At 60.9% G+C, this 20,230-nt stretch carries 15 protein-coding genes and 3 pseudogenes; 6 read left to right on the forward strand and 12 right to left on the reverse strand.

Annotated features, from left to right (window positions below; genetic code table 11):
* Positions 1 to 424: 424 nt before the first annotated feature.
* From ACZYOF_RS02205 to ACZYOF_RS02215, 3 genes and pseudogenes are all read right to left on the reverse strand, one after another.
* Positions 425 to 1,853, reverse strand: a pseudogene (locus ACZYOF_RS02205) (pyridoxal phosphate-dependent decarboxylase family protein).
* Between the two features lie 204 nt (positions 1,854 to 2,057).
* Positions 2,058 to 2,452 (reverse strand): annotated as a pseudogene (gene opgC, locus ACZYOF_RS02210) (OpgC domain-containing protein); the annotation flags it as partial.
* A 758-nt stretch (positions 2,453 to 3,210) separates the two neighbouring features.
* Positions 3,211 to 3,507 (reverse strand): HU family DNA-binding protein, encoded by a 297-nt coding sequence (locus ACZYOF_RS02215; RefSeq protein ID WP_130224561.1) that lies wholly within the window; start codon positions 3,505 to 3,507, stop codon positions 3,211 to 3,213.
* A gap of 418 nt (positions 3,508 to 3,925) precedes the next feature.
* On the opposite strand from ACZYOF_RS02215, the gene ACZYOF_RS02220 reads away from it, so the two are divergent.
* Both ACZYOF_RS02220 and bluB read left to right on the forward strand, forming a co-directional pair.
* On the forward strand, positions 3,926 to 4,912 hold the full coding sequence (locus tag ACZYOF_RS02220) for an LLM class flavin-dependent oxidoreductase (RefSeq protein ID WP_463714656.1): 987 nt from the start codon (positions 3,926 to 3,928) through the stop codon (positions 4,910 to 4,912).
* A gap of 201 nt (positions 4,913 to 5,113) precedes the next feature.
* Positions 5,114 to 5,746: a 5,6-dimethylbenzimidazole synthase gene (gene bluB, locus ACZYOF_RS02225; RefSeq protein ID WP_463714657.1), complete on the forward strand. Its 633-nt coding sequence runs from the start codon at positions 5,114 to 5,116 to the stop codon at positions 5,744 to 5,746.
* A gap of 136 nt (positions 5,747 to 5,882) precedes the next feature.
* On the opposite strand, the gene ACZYOF_RS02230 is transcribed toward bluB, so the two are convergent.
* The 7 genes and pseudogenes from ACZYOF_RS02230 to ACZYOF_RS02260 all read right to left on the reverse strand — a co-directional run bounded on the left by ACZYOF_RS02230 (position 5,883) and on the right by ACZYOF_RS02260 (position 13,879).
* Complete coding sequence (locus ACZYOF_RS02230; RefSeq protein WP_463714658.1) at positions 5,883 to 6,815, reverse strand: sugar-binding protein; 933 nt, start codon at positions 6,813 to 6,815, stop codon at positions 5,883 to 5,885.
* 92 nt (positions 6,816 to 6,907) lie between these two features.
* A pseudogene (locus ACZYOF_RS02235) lies at positions 6,908 to 7,992 on the reverse strand (ABC transporter permease).
* A complete protein-coding gene (locus ACZYOF_RS02240; RefSeq protein ID WP_463714659.1) occupies positions 7,992 to 8,756 on the reverse strand; it encodes an ATP-binding cassette domain-containing protein in 765 nt (254 codons plus the stop codon). The pseudogene ACZYOF_RS02235 and the gene ACZYOF_RS02240 overlap by 1 nt, the downstream one beginning before the upstream one ends.
* A complete protein-coding gene (locus ACZYOF_RS02245; protein WP_463714725.1) occupies positions 8,757 to 10,109 on the reverse strand; it encodes a carbohydrate porin in 1,353 nt (450 codons plus the stop codon). It lies immediately after the preceding gene.
* 158 nt (positions 10,110 to 10,267) lie between these two features.
* The gene (locus ACZYOF_RS02250) at positions 10,268 to 11,329 is read right to left on the reverse strand and encodes an ABC transporter permease (RefSeq protein ID WP_130582545.1); all 1,062 of its coding nucleotides are present in this window, start codon (positions 11,327 to 11,329) and stop codon (positions 10,268 to 10,270) included.
* Positions 11,326 to 12,852 carry a sugar ABC transporter ATP-binding protein gene (locus ACZYOF_RS02255; protein WP_130582544.1) on the reverse strand — a complete coding sequence of 509 codons (1,527 nt, stop codon included), beginning with the start codon at positions 12,850 to 12,852 and terminating at the stop codon, positions 11,326 to 11,328. Before ACZYOF_RS02255 ends, ACZYOF_RS02250 begins: the two co-directional genes overlap by 4 nt.
* A 64-nt stretch (positions 12,853 to 12,916) precedes the next feature.
* The gene (locus ACZYOF_RS02260; protein WP_463714660.1) at positions 12,917 to 13,879 is read right to left on the reverse strand and encodes a sugar-binding protein; all 963 of its coding nucleotides are present in this window, start codon (positions 13,877 to 13,879) and stop codon (positions 12,917 to 12,919) included.
* A 241-nt stretch (positions 13,880 to 14,120) separates the two neighbouring features.
* Here ACZYOF_RS02260 and ACZYOF_RS02265 point away from each other — a divergent pair, with 241 nt between their 5' ends.
* The 3 genes from ACZYOF_RS02265 to ACZYOF_RS02275 all read left to right on the forward strand — a co-directional run bounded on the left by ACZYOF_RS02265 (position 14,121) and on the right by ACZYOF_RS02275 (position 16,639).
* Positions 14,121 to 15,398 carry an ROK family protein gene (locus ACZYOF_RS02265; RefSeq protein ID WP_463714661.1) on the forward strand — a complete coding sequence of 426 codons (1,278 nt, stop codon included), beginning with the start codon at positions 14,121 to 14,123 and terminating at the stop codon, positions 15,396 to 15,398.
* 79 nt (positions 15,399 to 15,477) lie between these two features.
* Positions 15,478 to 16,236 (forward strand): SDR family NAD(P)-dependent oxidoreductase, encoded by a 759-nt coding sequence (locus tag ACZYOF_RS02270; RefSeq protein ID WP_130576651.1) that lies wholly within the window; start codon positions 15,478 to 15,480, stop codon positions 16,234 to 16,236.
* A 166-nt stretch (positions 16,237 to 16,402) separates the two neighbouring features.
* Positions 16,403 to 16,639 (forward strand): hypothetical protein, encoded by a 237-nt coding sequence (locus tag ACZYOF_RS02275; RefSeq protein WP_130576649.1) that lies wholly within the window; start codon positions 16,403 to 16,405, stop codon positions 16,637 to 16,639.
* A 51-nt stretch (positions 16,640 to 16,690) separates the two neighbouring features.
* Here ACZYOF_RS02275 and ACZYOF_RS02280 read toward each other — a convergent pair whose 3' ends face one another.
* Positions 16,691 to 17,512 (reverse strand): LOG family protein, encoded by an 822-nt coding sequence (locus ACZYOF_RS02280; RefSeq protein WP_207234366.1) that lies wholly within the window; start codon positions 17,510 to 17,512, stop codon positions 16,691 to 16,693.
* 238 nt (positions 17,513 to 17,750) lie between these two features.
* Here ACZYOF_RS02280 and ACZYOF_RS02285 point away from each other — a divergent pair, with 238 nt between their 5' ends.
* A complete protein-coding gene (locus ACZYOF_RS02285; RefSeq protein ID WP_282527925.1) occupies positions 17,751 to 18,773 on the forward strand; it encodes an LLM class flavin-dependent oxidoreductase in 1,023 nt (340 codons plus the stop codon).
* 611 nt (positions 18,774 to 19,384) lie between these two features.
* Here ACZYOF_RS02285 and ACZYOF_RS02290 read toward each other — a convergent pair.
* Positions 19,385 to 19,795 (reverse strand): PAS domain S-box protein, encoded by a 411-nt coding sequence (locus ACZYOF_RS02290; RefSeq protein WP_463714662.1) that lies wholly within the window; start codon positions 19,793 to 19,795, stop codon positions 19,385 to 19,387.
* Between the last annotated feature and the right edge of the window lie 435 nt (positions 19,796 to 20,230).

Genomic DNA, 20,230 nt, shown 5'->3' on the forward strand with positions numbered 1-20,230 from the left:
GTCCCAAACTCGATCGCGACCATGCGGCTGCGCTTGATCCGAGCGCTGATCAGCACCTTACAGAGATGTCCCTGCTGTGGCGCCACCCAGCTCCAAACACGCGACGAAAACTCGTGACGCAGTAAGACTAACCCTTCCTACGATTACTAACTCGCCCCGCGATATGGTGGCAGTCGTGATCAATATCTCTGCATATGCATTTCCATCCCATGTGGTCACACAGACAGTTATGACAGCCAGGACGGTGCCGATGAACCTTGCGAGCATGACGGGCTTTCCCTCGCGCATCCTGTCATAATCCGAAATTCATCACTAAGAATAAGAACGCGACCACGCGAGAAGATGTTAACAGGCGGGTTCAGGATAGGAAACGAAATCTGTCACGGCGGCCAGGAAGCGATGTCGAACCCTGCGTCCGTGGAACTTAAGCTGATGCTGCTCGCGCACTCACTTGTCGAGCAATTTCGATGATCACGTCGAATGCGGCATCCGCATCGGCTTCTGTCATATCGAATGAACCCGCCTGAAATCGGATGACGAACTGCCCATCGACTTTGGTCTGCGTGAGATAGATCCGCCCGTCGTTGTTGATCGCATTGATCAGTCGAAGGTTGTGTTCATCAAGGTCGGCAACGTTCTTCGGTTCATGGCGAAACGAGAACAATGAGAGTATGGGCCTGGTTGTCACGCGAAAATCGGCTGTCTGTGTCAGCCGCGCGGCCAGCGCCTCCGACCAGCGCACATGATTGCGGATCATGTTGCGCAACCCATCTAGCCCATAGGCCCGCAGCAAGAACCAGATCTTCAAGGCACGGAAGCGGCGGCCAAGCCGTATGCTCCATTCTGAGTAATTGATGATGCCGTCATGGCCGTGCGTCTTGAGGAATTCTGGGTGAATGGCCAGAGTTCGCACCAGGCTTTCGGGATCGCGCAGAAAATGCGCGGAACAATCGAATTGCGCGCCAAGCCATTTATGGGGATTGAGAACCAGAGAGTCGGCCAGCGCGACTCCTTCCCACAGATGGCGAAACTCTGGGCAGATCATCGCGGACCCGGCCCACGCCGCATCGACGTGAACGTAGAGATCGTGTCGTCTCGCGACTTCACAGATCCCTGCGACATTGTCAGTTCCGCCTACGCTGGTACCTCCGACACTGGCGACAATGCCCGCGGGTAGAAAACCAGCTTGTTGGTCCGAGACGATCGCAGCGTCCAATGCTGCGACATCGAGGCCGCGCATTTCGCCAAGGACCGGAATGCGCACGAGATTGTCTTCGCCAATTCCCGAAATCCAGATGGCGCGATCGATCGAGGTGTGCACCTGATCCGAACTGTAGATCCGCAATCGCGGTTGACCCGACAGTCCCTGCCTGTTGCCTGACCATTTCAGTGCGCGCTCGCGCATGACGAGAACTGCCGCCAGCGTTGCCGATGATGCGGAGTCCTGGATGACACCCTTGAAGCCTTCAGGCAGACCGAGCGCCCGGCGCAGCCAGTCCAGAACACGAGTCTCCAACTCGGTTGCAGATGGCGAGGTTTGCCAAAGCATGCATTGGGCGGCGATCGCCGACAAATTGCTCGGCGATCACTGAAGCGGGGGCTGCATTGGCCGGGAAATAGGCGAAGAACCGCGGATGCTGCCAATGGGTGATACCGGGCATCACGATCCTTTCGAAGTCCGCAAAAATGGCGTCCATCGGTTCCGGCAATTCGGGCGCGCTTGGAGGAATGGCATTGAAAGTGGCTCCGGGCATTGTCTGAGCCCGGACGGGACGATTGCGCAGACCTCGGCGATAATTCACGCCCCAATCAGCGGCCTTATGGCTCCAAACGCGAAACTCATTGTCATCCATCGGAGCCTCCTTATCGGCCGTTTGCTCTATCGAAGTGCCGAATGCTGGCCAAAGTTCGATCCCGTGCTCTTTCGGACGCGTTTTTAGCTGCGTCAGCCGGTTTGCGGCGGACAGCTATAGCGGCTCCCTACTTGGCCGGCTGGCCGCCACGAACCGCCGACCATTCCACACAAACGACCGGCGGGCCGCGCCAATGAAGACCTCGAGGCCGTGCTTGAGGAACTCGATCGGTTGCGCAATTAATAGTCGGACGTTGAATTCATCAAGCAGATGCACATGATTGTACCGTTCCGCGATGTAGGCGATGGCGACGACGTAGAAAACGAACAGCAGGATATGCGCGACGTAGATCTGCCAGGCTAGCGCCAGGATGCCGACTGCGGCCACAAGGAAGCCTTTGGCCGCCATCGTTCGGGAGTAGACGAGCGCGACCGTGTAGCCAGATATGAAGACAAACAGGTCCGCGGCGTCGCTGAACCCATAGTTCTTCATCGTGATCCATGCGACCGCGTTGTTTGGAATGTGGTCGAGGAAGATCGCCCAATTCGCCAATCCGCGAGGTCCAATCTCAGATCTCGGCCTGTTCCGTTCGCTGCCACCGTTGCGTTCCTGTCTTCCACGCTGGAGCGTCGCGATCGCGGCACTCCGATTAGAAGATTCAATTGCGAAAGCTCAATTCTTGAACTTCGTCTGCCCGGTGTTTCCGTCTGCTCCCTTGAGGGTGATGCCGATCGTCGAGCCGGGTGCGATGTCCTTCTCTACGGCCGGCCCACCTACGTCCCTCCCCGCGTCGGTTGGGGGCACCACCGTCCTCACCATCACCACCGTTCTCGCCACCACCATCACTAGGATCCGAGCCACAGTGACGGTGCTTCACGAGGTAATCGTCGCCTAAGCTTTCGTATCTACCTTCGTCGCGTTGGTCCGTCATCATCGTGCATTCCGACCGGCCTCACGGCCAGGACGTAAACGCTACTTTGGCGAGCGGCTGCGGCCACCTTCGCATGGGTTTGTCGATGACATCGACAAACCCATGGTAGGACTGCCCGACGAAATAGAGCGTTCATAGAAGACGGAGTGCGGGCGTCCTAGCTGTGGTTGGCTTCTCGCCGTACCGCGATGCCCTGCGGCGTGACGGCTCGCGCTGTCCAAGAACACCGGCCTGGGACCGGGTGTAACCGCGGATGGTTTCGACCATGGCAGCGCGCTCGTGGATGCATTCTGCGTCCTGCGCGCTCGCTTCTCGCAGACCTACAATCATGGAAATCACCAACAGCAGCAAGCAGGCGCCGCTTCCCGTGTGATGGAATTACCCACAGTTCAGGCGAACGAACAGGCCTCAACCAACCCATCCGCTTCAAACAGCGTCTTTAGCCGCCTTCAGAGGTGAGGCCTTGACGGACCTACTGGCTGGCTTGGCCGCGAACTCCATAGGCTCTTTCGTGAAAGGATTTACGCCGCTGCGGGCTTCGGTAGCAGGCTTGTTTACGACTGACATCTTGACGAAGCCGGGAATGACGAACTCGCCGCATTCATTCAGTTCCTTATAGCCTACGGTCGCCATCTGCTCGATGACGGCCTTTACGTCTCCTTTGGAAACCTGCGTTCCTTCTGCAATTGCATCAATCAACTGATTCTTGGTCATCTTGGCCATGATGGATTCCTTTGTGGAGGCTCAGAACAGTTTTGAAACGCATGAGCTACCAGGGCTACGTCACTCTGATTAAAGGGCGACAAGCCACGGGGTTCGCTTCTCGTTCGTACCTGTGATCGTGAAGTCACCGGGCTTAAAACCTATCAAGACCTAAAACGCAAGGAGCAGTTCGGCGTATGTTCTTTATACCTAGCACCATCTCCCAGAAGCGGTCGTTGGCGCAGAGACGCGCCCGGTGCTGATTGCAGTCGGCGCTGTTGGTCGATCGCGGACCGGATTCAGCAGATTGACCCACGCGGAGACAGTGCCCATATGGGGTACAAGAATCGAATGAAGCCTGCCGTTTCGGACAAGCTTGGACGCGGCCAGGTATCTCTGGCAGCGTCATTCACACAGAAGGTTTCGTTCGGGAGCTCCTATGACGACACTGTCTATCCTCGATCTCGTCCGCGTCACTGAAGACACCGATGCCCGCGGCGCGCTCGATAACGCTCGCGATATCGCGGTCCATGCCGAGGCTTGGGGCTATCGCCGCATTTGGGTGGCGGAGCATCACAACATGCCGGGCATCGCGAGCGCCGCGACGTCGGTTGTGATCGGTCATATCGCAGCGGGAACAAAAACCATCCGCGTCGGCGCGGGCGGCATCATGCTCCCCAACCATGCCCCCTACGTCATCGCCGAGCAGTTCGGGACGTTGGCGCGCCTGTTTCCGGGCCGCATTGATCTCGGGCTGGGCCGTGCACCGGGGACCGACCAGCTTACACTGCGCGCGTTGCGCCGTACGCCCGAAGCGGCCGAAAACTTCCCGCAGGACGTTCTCGAAGTGCAGGCCTTTCTGGCTCCAGCCGGTCCCAATCAGCGCATCCAGGCGGTGCCGGCGGCGGGAACGGAAGTGCCGTTGTGGATTCTCGGATCGAGTAATTTTGGCGCGATGCTGGCAGCAGAACTCGGGCTTCCCTATGCCTTCGCCTCGCATTTCGCACCCGAACTGCTCATCCCCGCGCTGCAGATCTACCGCAGCCGCTTCAAACCGTCCGAGCAACTTGACCGTCCCTACGCGATGGTAGGCGTCAACATCATCGCCGCCGGCAGCGATGACGAAGCGCGCAGGCTGGCGACGACCCAGCAGATGTCCTTCACGAACATCTTCCGCGGCGCGCGGGGCCTGAGCCAGCCGCCGATCGACGATATTGAGAGCTATTGGTCGCCTGCGGAAAAAGCGCAGGCGATGAGCATGCTCGCGCGCTCCATCGTCGGCTCGCCCGATACGGTTCGTTCGGGCATCGATGCGCTCGTTGCGGAAACAGGCGCCGACGAACTCATGATCGTGTCCGATGTCTACGATCACGCAGTTCGGCTGCGCTCCTTCGAACTCATCGCCGGCACCGCAGCTATTGCCTAAGAACTTTGTCTTGGTCTTTGTCTTGGTCTTGGGCCGGCCAAGGCCGTGCTTGCCCTGATTCTGCTTTCGCTGGCCAGGGTGATGACGGCGTGGCTTGCAACGCGACGAATTGGGGGACAGATTGGGCGCGTTCGAACAGATCGGCGAAATCGCCGTGCTGCTGATCCCGCATCATTATTCGATTCAGAACCGTGAGCCCTGATGGTTTCCTTCGACGAATCCTTTCGCCGGCAACTGCGCGAGTTGTTCGTGTGGCGCCGCGACGTCCGGCGGTTTCGTCCTGATCCGCTCCCGAGCGACGCCATCGAGCGGCTCATCGAGATCGCCTGCCTTTCCCCTTCGGTCGGCCTGAGCCAGCCTTGGCGGTTCGTCATTGTCGAGGACAAGACGAGACGCCGGGCCGTGATCGAAAACTTCAAGACCTGCAATGCTGATGCCTTGCAGTCTTATTCGGGCGAACGCGCGGCCCGATATGCAGCCCTCAAGCTCTCAGGCCTCGAACAGGCGCCGGGACACCTGGCCGTGTTCGCGGAAACCGCAGGCGACGTGGGTCATGGCCTCGGGCGGGCAACCATGCCGGAAACGGCCGAATATTCCGTGGTCGCGGCGATCTGCTCGATGTGGCTCGCCGCGCGTGCAGAGGGCATCGGGGTTGGCTGGGTATCGATCCTGAACCCAGCCAGCATCCACGAGATTCTTGAAGTACCGGACTCCTGGAAATTCATTGGCTACTTGTGCGTCGGGTACCCCGAGGCAGAGTTCGATCGACCAGAACTTGAGCAGGCCAATTGGGAATATCGGCGAGCATCGAAGGACTTTGCGATTCGACGCTAGAGCGTGATGACTTTTCTTCGAATCGTCATCCCGCTCTAGCTTTTTGTTTGAGCATGATCTTTTTCGGAAAACCGGTCTCCACTTTTCCGGATCATGCTCTAGTCCGTTGCGCCGTAGAAATCCGGTCAAGACGTTCCTACTTCAACATCTTCGCGATGTTGTCCTTCGTCACAACGTCGAGACCAGTGTAGATGATCTCCGGCACCTTCTGGCCCTTCTTGATTGCAAGAAGAGTATCCATCGATTTCTCGCCCATCTCGAACGGACGCTGGCCGACCAGCGCATTGGCATAACCCTCGTTCAGAAGCTCGAGCTGCATCCTGAGGGTGTCGGCCACGACGAGTGTGAACTTGCCAGCGTCCATGTCCTTCTTGCTCTTGCTGGCGAACGCCTTGAAGCCTTCCGGCGCGAACATGGGCCATCCGCCGATCGGAATGATCGCCGCGAGGTCAGGAGTCGCGGTACGCAGATCCGTCATCTGCTGCACGCCAAGCGCGGGGTCGTCGTTGCAGAAGGTCGGCGAGCCCGGGACTTCGGTCCACTTCGAACCTTTGAGCGCTTCGCGGACGCCATTGACGCGTTCGGCCAAATTCTCCGCACCCGGCCCGCCGGAGACCATTGCGTATTTGCCGCCATCGGGCCGGAGCTTCAGCAATTGCTTGCCAAGCGCGAGGCCGAACTCCTTGTTGTTGGTGCCGATGTAGGCAATCCGCTTCGAGCCCGGCGCGTCCGAGTCAAACGTGATGACGGAAATGCCGGCTGCCGTTGCGGCCTCGATCGACTTGGTCATCGCGGCAACATCGGCGACCGAGATGGCCAGGCCGTCTACCTTTTGGGTGATGAAATCCTGGATGATCTGGGCTTGCGTCGCCGGCTCGTGCTCGACAGGACCTTTGTAGATGCATTCGATGTTGCCGAGCTCCTTGGCGCGTTTCTGGCAGCCGTCGCGCGCGAAATCGAAGAACGGATTGTTCATGGCCTTGGGCACGATCACGAATTTGTAGCTCTGAGCAAACGCCGGCGTCGCCATCAAGGCGACGGCCATGCCGGCAAGAAGTACCTTCCTCATTGCTTCCCTCCACATTTTTGTGTCTATCCCTGAAATCAGCGGCTCCGGGAGGCGGATAGACGATCATTTCGTTATCCTCCCGGAGGAACTCTCTAGGCCATGCGCGATCGGATGCGATCGACCAGCACCGCCACGATGATGATCACGCCCACGAGGGCCTGCTGCCAATAGGAGTTGACCTGCGCGAGCACGAGGCCGTTGCGGATCACCTCGAGCAGCACGCAGCCGACAATGGCCCCGAGCGGGCCGCCGACGCCGCCGGCGAGATTGGCTCCGCCGATGACGGCGGCCGCAATGACGTTGAGCTCGTAGGACGTCGCCATGTTTGCCGGCGCCGATCCCAGCCAGCCGGAGATGATGATGCCCTGCAGACCCGCCGCGAGCGCGCAGATCACATAGACCTCGACCTTCACCCGCACGACCGAAATGCCGGTCAGCGCGGCCGCCTTCTCATTGCCGCCGAGGGCAAAGACGTGACGGCCGAAACTGGTGTGATGCAGCACGACCGCCATCGCGACCGCGAGAACCACGAGATAGATGAACGGCGCGGGCATGCCGAACACAACGCCCGATGTCAGCGCATAGAAATAATCGGCGTCGGGGCCGCCGGGAAAACTGCCGCGGCCGTTGGAGACGACGTAGCCGAGGCCGCGCACGATCGAGAGCATGCCGAGCGTGGTGACGAAAGGCGACAGCCCAAGCACCGCGATGCAGAAGCCGTTGACGAGGCCGACGATCAGCGCGACGCCGAGCCCGCCAGGAGCGAGACGAGCAGGATCAAACCCGGCACATTGGCGATCACGGTCTTGCCGTCGGCGGCCAAATGCACGAACCACTCCGCGGCAGGCGTGCCCGGCGTCGAGATGTGCGTCATGACCATCGAGGTGATCATCGCGGAAAAGCACATCATCGAGCCGACCGAGAGATCGATGCCGCCCGTGATAATGACGAAGGTCACGCCGAGCGTCGCGATGGCGATGAAGGAAAAATTCTTCGCCACATTCTGCATATTGCCTTCGGTGAAGAAATAGGGGCTCGCGAAGTTCATCACCACGAACAGCGCCACAAGCGCGAGCAGGACGTAACCGGTCTGCGAGGCAAAGATGCCGCTCTGCCACCATTTGGCCTTGCCGACATTGGTGAAGGTGATGATGGGAGATTCCGGGGGCGTGGCCATCACGCGGCCTCCTTCGCTCCCGTGATGAGGGAGGTGACTTCCTCGGGGCTGGTGTCGCCGATCGCCTTGTCGGCGCGCTTCTCGCCGCGGCGCATGACCACGACGCGGTCGCAGACCGCAAAGACGTCGGGCATGCGGTGCGAGATCAGCATCACCGCGACTCCCTGCTCCTTCAGGCGGTGAATCAGGCTTAAGACCTGCTCGACTTGGCGGACCGAGATCGCGGCCGTCGGCTCGTCCATCATCACGAGCTTGGCATTGGAGAGCCGCGTCCGCGCGATCGCCACCGCCTGACGCTGACCGCCCGACATCTGCTTGACGAGGTCGTGCGGACGGGTCTCCGACCGCAGCTCTCCGAACAATTCCAGCGCGCGCGCCGCCATCGCCTTGTGATCGAGAAAGGCGAACGGACCAAATTTGCGTTTGAGCTCGCGGCCGAGGAAGACATTGGCTGCCGCCGTGAGATTATCGGCGAGCGCGAGGTCCTGGTAGACCACCTCGATTCCGACCGCGCGGGCATCGATCGGACGGGCGAAATGAACCACCTTGCCGTCAAAGCGAATCTCTCCGTGACTCGGCGGGAAATTGCCGGCGATGATCTTGACGAGTGTCGACTTGCCGGCGCCGTTGTCTCCCATCAAGCCGACCACCTCGCCGGGGAAGATGCGCATGTCGATCCCGTGCAGCGCGCGAATGGCACCGAACTCCTTGCCGATGCCTTTCAACTCCAGGACCGGCTGCCCGGCAACGTGAGGGGTTACCATTCAGAAGTGGACCTCGGTGCGCATACCAAGAACCCAGGCATTGTCGGTCTTCACGCCGTCGGGATTATACCCGCGCCCGCCGGGATTGATCACATACTGGAGGTCGAATTTGAGGTTCATCCAGCCGGTTGCCTGCCAGCCGTACCAAGCTTCGATCGGAACTTCGTTACCGCCTGCATTCGGGCTGAGAGCGGCCGAATTCACGTGGGTCGTGCCCACCGCGAAGCCGACTTCGTCCTGGGGGCGCGAGGCGAACGTCCCGGTGTGCTTGACGCCCCAGGCGATCTGGTAATCTTGGTACGACGTCCGGTGATCGGCGACGGTCGTATTGAGGAAGGTATACCAACCCAGCGCGCCGGGACCATCAACGGTCAACCGCTGCAGGATCGACTCATAAACGCCGAAGCGGCCTCTTTGATCTCCCAGATTTTGATCCGGAACACCGCCGACACCCGGGATGGTAACAATGATACCCGGGAGGCCACCATCAATCGTCGACTGACTGTCGTACCAGCCGCCCAATCTCCAGGTCCCGTACAGGGCACCGCTCGGGCTCCAGGTCAGCTCCATCGGCACGAATACACCCGAGACTGGTTTTGAGGAGGGGATGCCCGGCAAGAAGTACGTGCTGGGTTCTGAGGTCGTCAGATAATTCGGATTGGAGTCGTAGACGCCGACCGAAAACGTCCATTCCTTGGCGAAGTTGTAGTGGACGACACCGGCCCATTGGCTCACCGGCCAGTTGTAGATGTAGCCCCCCAGGATGTTGCCGGGCTGGCCGCCGCAGAAGGTCAGGTTGATGAACTCGCACAGACCGAAGAAGAAGTCGGAGCCGACTGGAAGACGGCCGCCCTTCAGTTCAAGGCGGTCATCGAACAGCTTCTGCGAGTAGTAGAGTTGGGTCAGGCGAAAGATGTTGCCGCGGCCGAAAACTTCGTTGGTCAACTGCAAGGCCGGAATGCCTGCCTCGGTATTCAGGTTGTCGCCGAAACGCTGGACCAGCGTGAGGCCGACCGTGCCGCCCGGGATGCCGGCAAGCTTCGCCATATCGAGCTTGGCCCCGAACCACAGTTGTCCGGCGTTGGCCGCGGTGTTCCTGTTTCCGCCCGACAGGTTGCCGACGGATTCATTACCCAGCGTCAGGCCAATATCGATGCCCTGCTCCTTCAGCTTGGTCCTGCCGAGATCGCCAAACAGGTATGGCCTTGTCCAGAAATCATCCGCCGCGACATAAGGAAGAGGCGGAGCTTTCGTTGAAAAATCGGCCGCATGCGCTCCACCGCTCAACAGAGACGACAAAGCAATCCCCACGCCGCACACACGTGCGGCGTTTACAGACCTATGCAAGAACATCTTCTGGTACTCCCAGCGTCCCCGGCTTTGTTTATTTTGTGTCACGTCCCCGCCCAAAGCCTCGCGCCTGGAACGTGCTCCCTTCCCAGCACACGCCGATTTTGGCTGCCGAAGAAGCGGCCATCTGGAGCGCCTGGTCGTGGTTCTCTATCGAACTGTCATGCCTGATCGCCCATACTCGTTGGCAACGCAGCCGCGCCGCGCGGTGATGCGCTTTGCTTTCCTTGCACAAGTGTCGATTTCGGCGCCGTACGGGCCAGGCCGGCCAGCGCCATCTTGCGCCGCCGACGGCTCTGCAATTGCTGATCCGCCAGCACGCCGAGCAGAATCACCGTCCCCATCACTGCGAAGTTCAGGGAATTGGGAATGCCCAGGATGTTCACCAGGTTCTGCAGCACCTGCAGCAGCGCCGTCCCCAGCACGATACCGAGAATGGAGCCCTCGCCGCCGCGCAGGCTGCACCCACCCAGGACGGCAGCCGCGATCGCATAGAGTTCGTAGAAGTTGCCGAACGAACTTGGAGAGACTGAGTTGGTGTAGAACACAAACAACACGGTCGAAACCCCGGCGAGCCCGCCGCTGATGATGTAGGCGGTCGCGATCACGATATCCGTGTTGATACCGGAGAAGCGCGCCGCTTCCTCGTTTTTGCCCACGGCATAGAGCCAGCGCCCGTAGACCGAGCGGTGCAGTAGCACGCCGAGGATCAGCGCAAGGATGATCAGGAAGACGAAGGTGTTCGGGATGCCCGCGATATTGCCGGAGGCGATGTTGCTCAGTGTGCTGGCCTCGTCACCGTAGCCGAAGCCGCGTGTCGAATCGCTCGTATAGTAGCGGGCGGCGCCGCGATAGATCAGCAACCCGCACAGTGTCACGATGAAGGGCTGCATTTTCAGCCGTGTGATCAGGAAACCCTGGATGCCCCCTAGCGCCAGTCCGCCCAGCAGGACCAGCAGCAGCGCGAAGGGCCAATAAATCTGATAAGTCGTCAGAAGGTCGACGAATACGACGCCAAGCAGCGCGAACATCGAGCCGACCGAAAGGTCGATGCCTCCGGTGATGATCACAAGCCCCACGCCGAGCGCGAACACGCCGAACAGGCCGATCAGATTGGCCATATTCAGCAAGTTCACCAACGATAGGAAGGCCGGATTGATCGCGCCCGTGATCGCGGAGATCACCACCAGCAGCAGGCACAGGCCGAGTTCTTTCTTCATCATGGCGCCGCGGCTTCCATGGTTTCCAGCGCTTGGCCGACCGCCAGCCGCAACACGTTGTATTCGCTGAACTGCTCGCGCTCGAGCACGCCGCTGACACTCCCTTCATGCATCACCGCCACCCGGTCGGAGACGCCGATGACCTCCTCCATGTCCGAGGAGATCATCACGATCGCGACGCCCTGGTCGGCGAGGTCGCGCATCAGCACATAGATCTCGCTCTTGGCACCGACATCGATGCCACGGGTCGGCTCGTCGAAGAACATCACTCGCGGCTGCATGGAAAGCCACTTGCCCAGCACCACTTTTTGCTGGTTGCCGCCGGAGAGCGTCACGGCCTCCATATCGATGCTCGGCGCCTTTATGGACAGGCTCCTAACCTGTTCTTTCGCGACCTTGCGCTCGGCCGCGCCGTTTACCAGCCACATCTGCGCATAGTTCAGCAAGCTCGCGAGCGTCACGTTCTCGCGGATCGGCAGTTCAAGCACTAGCCCGGATTTCTTGCGGTCCTCCGGCACCAGATAGACCCCTTGCCTGATCGCATCCCGCGGCGACGCGACACCGACCGGCGCGTTGTCGATCCTGATCTCGCCACCCAGCAGCGGGTCAATGCCGAAGGCCGCGCGGGCGAGCGAGGTGCGGCCGGCGCCCACGAGCCCTGCCAGGCCGAGAATCTCGCCGCGCCGCACGGAAAGATTAATCTGCCGGTCGGGAAAGGCTGATGTCACCAGGCCGACGATGTCGCAGCCGCCCGGCTGCGACGGCCGTTTCGGCGGCGTATACAGCGCCTTCAGGTCGCGGCCGATCATCAGCCGGATCATTGCGGCATGGCTCAGCTCGTCCCGCGCCAGCTCCCCTACCGTGCGCCCGTCGCGCAGCACCACGACGCGGTCAGCGCAGGTCATGATCTCGCCCAGCCGGTGAGAGATAAAGATCACCGAGATGCCGTGCGCCTTCAGGTCGGCAATCACCTCCAGCAGCCGTTCTGTCTCCGAAATTGTCAGGCTGGAGGTCGGCTCGTCCATGATGATCACGCGGGCGTCAATCGAGAGCGCCTTGGCGATCTCCACCATCTGACGCTGCGCGATGGACAGGTCGTCGACCAGCGTGTTCGGCGTGAAATCGGCGCCCAGCCGCTCCAGCAGCGGCGTCACGCGGGCGCGCATCTCCGCGTTGTCCACCAGCTTCAGCGGGCCGCCAATAAGCTTCTCGCGCCCAATGAATACGTTGGCCGCGACGTCGAGATTCTCGAACAGGTTCAATTCCTGGTGCACGAAGGCGACGCCGGCCCGCGTCGCCTCGCTCACCGTCATCCGGGCGTGGTCGTTGCCGCCGATGCGGATCACGCCCTCGCTCGGCGCGATCACGCCGCCCAGCACACGCATCAGCGTCGATTTGCCAGCGCCGTTCTCGCCGATCAGGCCCAGCACCTCGCCGCGGTACACGCGCAGGTTGACGTTGTCGAGGGCCCTGACACCGGGATAAGTCTTGCTGATCCCGGCAAGTTCAAGCAGCGTTTCCGCCATTTGGCGTTTCCTCCCGCACAACGCCCGGCCGCCTGTGGCAGCCCGGCGGTGAAGCATACTGAAGTTACTTCTTCAGCAGTTCCTTCAGAGATGCGGTGAACTCCGCGACGTTGGACTTGCTGATCACCTTGGTCGGCACGATCAGCTTGCTGTCCGACGGGATCCAGGACTTGTCGCCGTTCAGCGTTTTGATGATGTTGGTGGCGGAGAGATAGCCGAACTCGTACGGCTGCTGCACGACCGTGGATTCGATCGTGCCGTCGGAAATGCCCCGCAGCGTGCGCTGGTCCTCGTCGAAGCCGACAATCTTCACCTTGCCGACCTTGCCCGCCGCCTTCACCGCGTCATAGATCAGCGGTGTCTCGTAGCTCCACAGGCCGGACAACAGCGCAATGTCGGGATATTTGACGAGTACGTTCTCCATATTCGCCTTAGCCTTGGCGAAGTCCACCTGGTCGGTGAACACGTCGACCAGCTCGACCTGGGTGCCGGCGATCGCTTCCTTGATACCCTGCACCCGTTCGCGGGCGTTGTCAGCGTCCATCGTTCCGACAAACAGCGCGATCTTGCCGCCGTTCGGCAGCGCCTTCTTGATCTCCTCGCCCGCCTGCCGCCCAGCCGCGACGTTGTCGGTGCCGATATAGGCGAGACGATTGCTCTGCGGCGCGTCGCTGTCCGTCGTGATCAACACGGTCTTGGCCGCAACCTTGTTGAGTTGTTCGGTTGCGTGCGGCGCATCGTCTACAGAGATAGAGATGCCGGCGACGCCGCGTACCAGCAGGTCGTCCAACTCGCGCCGCTGGCCCGCCGCGGTTCCATCGTTGGTGACGATCAACTCGATATTGTATTCCGGGTGCTCCTTCTGCGCCTTCTCGAGCCCGCGGCCGGCGATGGTCCAGAAGTCAGCCGCGACATTGGTCACCAGCGCGATTGTCTTTTTCTGCTGCGCCTGCACCCCAGTGGCCATCACGAGCGCGGCTGCGCCCGCCAGCAGCGGCACGATCAATGTCTTCATTGAGCTCTTCATGTGCACCTCCCTGTCGTCACCCCGGTATGAGGGGATCCACCCACGGCGCTTCTTGCGCCTTATTTTGTTTACACTGCGAATAAATTATCGGAACACAACCTCGAGTCAAGGATGTTGTTGCCGATTTTCTCGCGCAACGATAGTATAATTGGTACGATAAGGTAGCCTTCATTGTTCTTTTTGGCCATCTCCTGCGTCTCACACGTTGATTAATTTCACTGAGCGAATTAAAAATGGCCGCATGGATGAGCAGCCCGAGCCGCCGAGACGTGCTTCAAGCGTGGCCCGCGGATCGAATCGCGGCCGCCTCGTCGAAGTCTTGCGACGTCAGGGACCATTGCCGCGCGTGGAGCTCGCCCGCAGCACGGGGCTGAGCTTCGCGGCCATTTCGGCCATAACGTCGAGACTGATAGCGGAAGAACTGTTGTGCGAGGCCGAGACCGACGCCGGGGTGGCAACGTCGTGGCCCGACGATACCGACGAAGAGGATGCGGACGGGCCGAATGGCCGTCGCCGTGGCCGGCCGGCGGTACTGCTGACCCTGAACCCGGAGTTTGGCCGCATCATTGCGGTCTCGCTACGCATGAACCTGATTGAGACACTGATCGCGGACTTCAGTGGCTCTGGCTTGGCGCAATCGCGACTTGCACTCACGACGCGCGCTCTCGATGCAGATGCGTTGTGCGATCTCATGATCGCACAGATCGATGCTATGCTTGACGCGACGGCAACGCCGCGCCATCGACTGTTGGGAATCGGGATTGCGCTGCAGGGCATCGTGAACGCCGACACCGGGCGGCATCTGTGGAGTCCGGCGCTGTCGGTCACCGACATCGATCTGGCGAAGCCGATGCGTCAGGCATTCGGGGTCGAGGTCGTGATGGCGAACGACGCTGTCGCAGTTGCGCTGGCCCTCGCAGCCGCGGAGCCGGCACTGGCGCAGGGCCTCTCGGCCACGATCATGGTCGGCCACGGCGTCGGGATGGGCGTCGTTGTCGACGGTGAAGCGCGCTGGGGCGCCGGCGCCGGCAGCGAGATCGGCCATGTCAAGTTGGCGCCGAACGGTCCGCAATGCCGCTGCGGCCAGCGCGGCTGCATCGAGGCCTATCTCGCCGACTATGCGCTCTACCGCGACGCCCGCACCTTTCTTGACCTGCCGCCGGCGGCGTCGCAGCAGCCGTCCGAGGCGCAGATGGCTCTGCTGCGCGAGCGAGCACTGGGCGGCGATCCCCGTCTCGAGCACTTATTCCGGCAGGCGGGCCACGCGCTTGCAGAGGCGGTCGCCGCAACGATATCGGTGCTGCGCCCGCACCATGTCATCCTGGCGGGCCCCGGCCTGCAGGCATTTGACATGATGCGCCGCGCCTATGAGGAGCGGCTCGACCAGGCTGTGTTACCGTGGCTGCTCAAGTCCACGGCAATATATGTGCGTCCAAGCGAGTCGGCGGCAATTGTCGACGGCATGGTGCGGCGGACGCTGCGGGTCGTGGACCGAAGCCACATCGAGACGACCGAGTGAACACCGGGAGCCGTGACCCTTGTTTGAGCCGCAGCCAACGCAACCGACGCCCTTCAGGCGCAAAATCGAGAGGATGCCAATGCAGGGCGCCATCTATCCAAGTCTCAAGGACCTGACTGTACTGGTGACCGGCGGCGGTTCCGGCATCGGCGAGGCCATCGTCCGCCGGTTCGTCAGCCAAGGCTCGCGGGTCGGTTTCATCGACATCGATGTGGAGGCCTCACAGCGGCTACTGGCCAGCCTGCCGGCGCATGCGAGTGTGCACTTCGAGCACGCCGATCTGCGCGACATCGCCGCCCTGAAACGCGCGGTCGCAGGCGTCCGCGAGGCGTTCGGACCGATCACCATCCTGGTCAATAACGCGGCCCGCGACGACCGTCACGCGATCGAGGACGTCACGCCGGAATACTGGGACGAGCGGATCGCGGTCAATCTGAAACATCAGTTCTTTAGCGCCCAGGCGGTCGCGCCGGATATGATCCAGGCAGGGGGCGGTTCGATCGTCAATATCGGCTCGGTGAGTTGGGTAATCGGCCAGGGCAACATGCCCTGCTACACCACCGCCAAGTCGGCGGTTCAGGGCCTAACCCGTGCGCTCGCCCGCGATCTTGGGCCCAACAATGTGCGGGTCAATTCCATCCTGCCCGGATGGATCATGACCCAGCGACAGCAGGATCTGTGGTTGACGCCCGAAGGTGAGGCCGAAATCATGCAGCGGCAATGCCTTAAGCGCAAGCTGGTGCCGGACGACATCGCCCGCGTCGTCCTCTTCTTCGCCGCCGACGACAGCGGCGCCTGCACCAACCAGAACTACATCGTCGATGGTGGCTGGGTCTAACATATTGCCGACTGCGCCGACGAGATCTGGCGAGCTAGACGGATGCGTGTCGAGCCTGAAGTGCACCGTCGCAGTCAGACAATCGCGATAAGCCTTCGTTCCTGGCGAAGGCAGTCGCCGGTATTTCCAGATTGTCCAGCCTACCCGTGTCGGTCATGCTGCGATGATGAAAAATCATTCTGCCGCAAGCGGATCGGATGTCTTGCTGGGTGTGATCGCAATCCGGCTTGCGGCCCTGGTTTTGACAGGTTCAATCTTGCTGCTGTTGCCGCGGCAACCTCGTGACGACGATTCAGCCTGCGCCCTCCCCCTCGCGGAAAGGTCTGACTTGCAAATTGCATCGAAGGCAGAACGCGTGCGCGTCAGCGATCCGGTGGCGGGCGACATGCTCCTGCACGACTAGAGCATGATCCGGAAAAGCGGATACCGTTTGCTCCGCGCCGTCCGTCGCCGATCAACCGGCTGGGGTAGTACCATGCGCACGCAAGCCACGGCGAACCAGTGAGGCCCAACCGTCTTCCGCGGTCTCCGCAAATTCAAAGAGACCGAGGTCGGCCGCAGAAATCATGCCCTCCTCGACGAGGGCCTCGAAGTTAATGATTTTGCGCCAATAGCTCTCGCCGAACAGCACAATGGGCGCTGGAGGGGCCTTCTGCGTTTGCTGCAGCGTCAGCACCTCGAACATCTCGTCCATGGTTCCGAAACCGCCGGGAAAAATCGCCAGAGCGTTCGCACGCATGGCCAAGTGCATTTTTCGCATTGCGAAGTAGTGAAATCGGAAGCTGAGCTCTGGCGTGATGTAGCGATTGGGAATCTGCTCATGTGGCAGGGTAATATTGAATCCGATACTTGGAGCACCGACGTCGGACGCGCCTCGGTTTGCCGCCTCCATGATGCCGGGGCCGCCGCCAGTAGCGACAACATTGTCGCGCCACCGGTTCTTGGGATCGAAGGCGCCGCCGCGCTGCGAAGCGATGCGCCCGAATTCGCGCGCGACTTGGTAGAACTCGGTTTGCTGCTGCAATCTCTCGGCCACCCTCTTCTCGGTCTCCGTCCGAGCCGCTTCGGCGGCGGCCGCGGCCTGCTCCGGAGACGGCACACGCGCGCTGCCAAAAACAATGATAGTCGAGCGGATCCCCCAATCCCGCAACGCGAGTTCGGCTTTGGCATATTCGAGGGCAAAGCGGATCGATCGCATCTCGTCGCGAAGCAGAAATTCGGTATCTTCAACCGCCAGCAGCGTGCTCCGCGGGCCATGCGGGGTCTGTTCATTCATCTCGCTATTGTCCATTCTGCAGACTAAATTCGACACGTTCTACGGCACCGCAGGCCATGACGACGGGATATTGCCTCATCGAATGTATCAAAATATAGGTCAATGATGCTATCGACGCTCGCAACCTGCTGCGGCGGATCGTGCGCACAGGGCGTTCACGCGATCGCGCGCATCTGATCCGGATTGCCAACGGGCAGCAACCTCGAACATGCGTCCCAAGGGTTTACACTGAATGTCTATGAAAAAGATCGGCTTTCTATCGTTCGGGCATTGGACGCCTTCACCGCAATCGCAGACGCGATCGGCATCCGACGCCCTTCTGCAATCCATCGATCTTGCCGTTGCCGCCGAAGAGTTGGGAGCGGACGGTGCGTATTTCCGTGTGCATCATTTCGCTCGTCAGCTCGCCTCGCCGTTTCCGTTGCTGGCAGCCGTAGGCGCCAAGACCCGCCGGATCGAGATCGGTACGGCAGTCATCGACATGCGCTATGAGAACCCGCTGTACATGGCCGAGGATGCGGGCGCGGCCGACCTCATTGCCGGCGGGCGCTTGCAACTCGGCATCAGCCGCGGATCACCCGAGCAGGTTATCGATGGGTGGCGCTACTTCGGCTACGTTCCACGCGACGGCGAGACCGCTTCCGACATGGCCAGGCACAATACGGAGATCCTGCTCGAGCTGCTGCGCGGCGAGGGCTTCGCAAAGCCCAATCCGCATCCGATGTTTCCGAACCCTCCAGGCCTCTTGCGCCTCGAGCCGTACTCGGAAGGCTTGCGCGACCGCATTTGGTGGGGCGCCGGGTCGAACGCCACCGCGGTCTGGGCGGCCAAGCTGGGCATGAACCTGCAAAGCTCCACCCTGAAGGACGACGAGACCGGAGAGCCGTTCCACGTCCAGCAAGCCAACCAGATCCGGGCTTTCCGCGAGGCCTGGAGCGCGGCTGGTCACAAGCACGAGCCTCGCGTGTCAGTCAGCCGCAGCATCTTCGCGCTGGTCGACGACCGGGACCGCGCCTACTTTGGACACAGTGGTCAGGACGCGGACCAGGTCGGCTTCATCGACGAAAAAACCAAAGCAATCTTCGGCCGCAGCTATGCCGCCGAGCCGGACGTGCTGATTGCGCAGTTGGCCAAGGACGAAGCTATCGCGGAGGCCGACACGCTGCTCTTGACCGTGCCCAATCAGCTCGGCGTGGATTACAACGCGCACGTCATCGAGGCGATCCTGACTCACATCGCTCCCGCGCTTGGTTGGCGCTAACCTCTATTGTGTGGTGCCGCCGGCAACCCGGTGCGGGCACTGGCGCTGTGGACCCGCGCAACACTATTTGATCGTCGCGTGCACAGTGATTACCGATGTGCCAGAAGCCGTCGGCCCCTGTCCCACTGCTTTGATGGCAAAGGCATCGCTTCCCTTATACCTAGCCTTCGCCCTGTATTCGTAAGTCGTCATGTTGAGCTTTTTCAAGCTGCCGTGCGCCGGCTTCTGTGAAATGTCCGAGCTACTCACCGTGCCGCGTATCGTAATCGGAAATAGGCAACTTTCTCCAGAGGTGACGCTAATGTCGCCGGTCGAATTCTCGCCCCAATCCGCTACTTCCAGTAATCTGGGACAGTCAGAAGCGGCCATCGCTACAGATACGGACATTGAGCCTGTAGCTACAGCGCTAAGCATCAAAACAGCGACTCTAGACAACCGCATAGCAGACTTCCTCGTTTTCGCGCAGGCCCCCGCCTCGATCAAGGGTGCCTTAGAGGGCCGTGATTGACGCAGCGTCGATGGCGGCATTGCCGGACGTCCAAGAAAACTTGGCTATCACGGACGCATCAACGATCCTGCCGGGCCGGTTGAAAGTGGCATCTGCGAACATCTCAGGAGGCACGGGTCGCGGCACGCTCTCGTTCGATGCGTTCGGTCACGTCTCGTGCCACGGCAACCGAGCCAAGCACTTCGCCAGCGGCGCTGTCCTTGACGATCGCGAATGTCATCTCAACGTAGACCTTGCGTCCGCTCTTGTGCAAGGCGCGGGTCAGCGTGGGCTTGCCTTGAAGCTTCATGGCGCCGCCAGCCATTGCGGCCTCAAAGCCGCGCCAATGCGCGGCCCGCAGATGCTCGGGGATGATCAGATCGAGGCTTTGGCCGAGCACCTCCTCCAACGAATAGCCAAACAACGCGGTGGCGGCGGGATTCCAGCGGGCAATCGCGCCGGAGCGATCGGCGTAAATCACCGCATCGGCCGTTTGATCGAGAATTCTTTCCGCTAACTCGGAGCGCTCTTCCATGGGGGGCACCTGTTTGGTTCTGTCACGTCTAATCTTTCTGCGCAACTCGGCTTACGTGGCATGATGGTCACGGCTTTGCGGCGAAGCCATAGAGCTTTTCAGGATTTTCTACGAGCACGTGTCTCACGGTTTGCTCGTCCGGCAGCCACGCCCACAAGGCATCGAGCACATCGCCGTCGCCGGGCATGGCACGATAGCGCACCGGATGCTTGGCTGGACGATGACGCAGCGGTCCAGCCCGAGTGTTCGCATGACGGAACGATAGGCGGAACTCTCTCTGTGCAGCCGGCAGAAAGCGGTCATAAGGCCCGATAACGTGCTACTTCCCGACCTTCGGCCAGCGCTGCGTCAGACTGGCCAGCGACGCCGCGCTTTGGTCGACCGTGCTCGCCACAGCGGTGATGGGGACGACCTGCCTGATGTTGCGCTGGCCCG

The sequence above is a fragment of the Bradyrhizobium sp. LeoA1Lang genome, assembly GCF_055413685.1.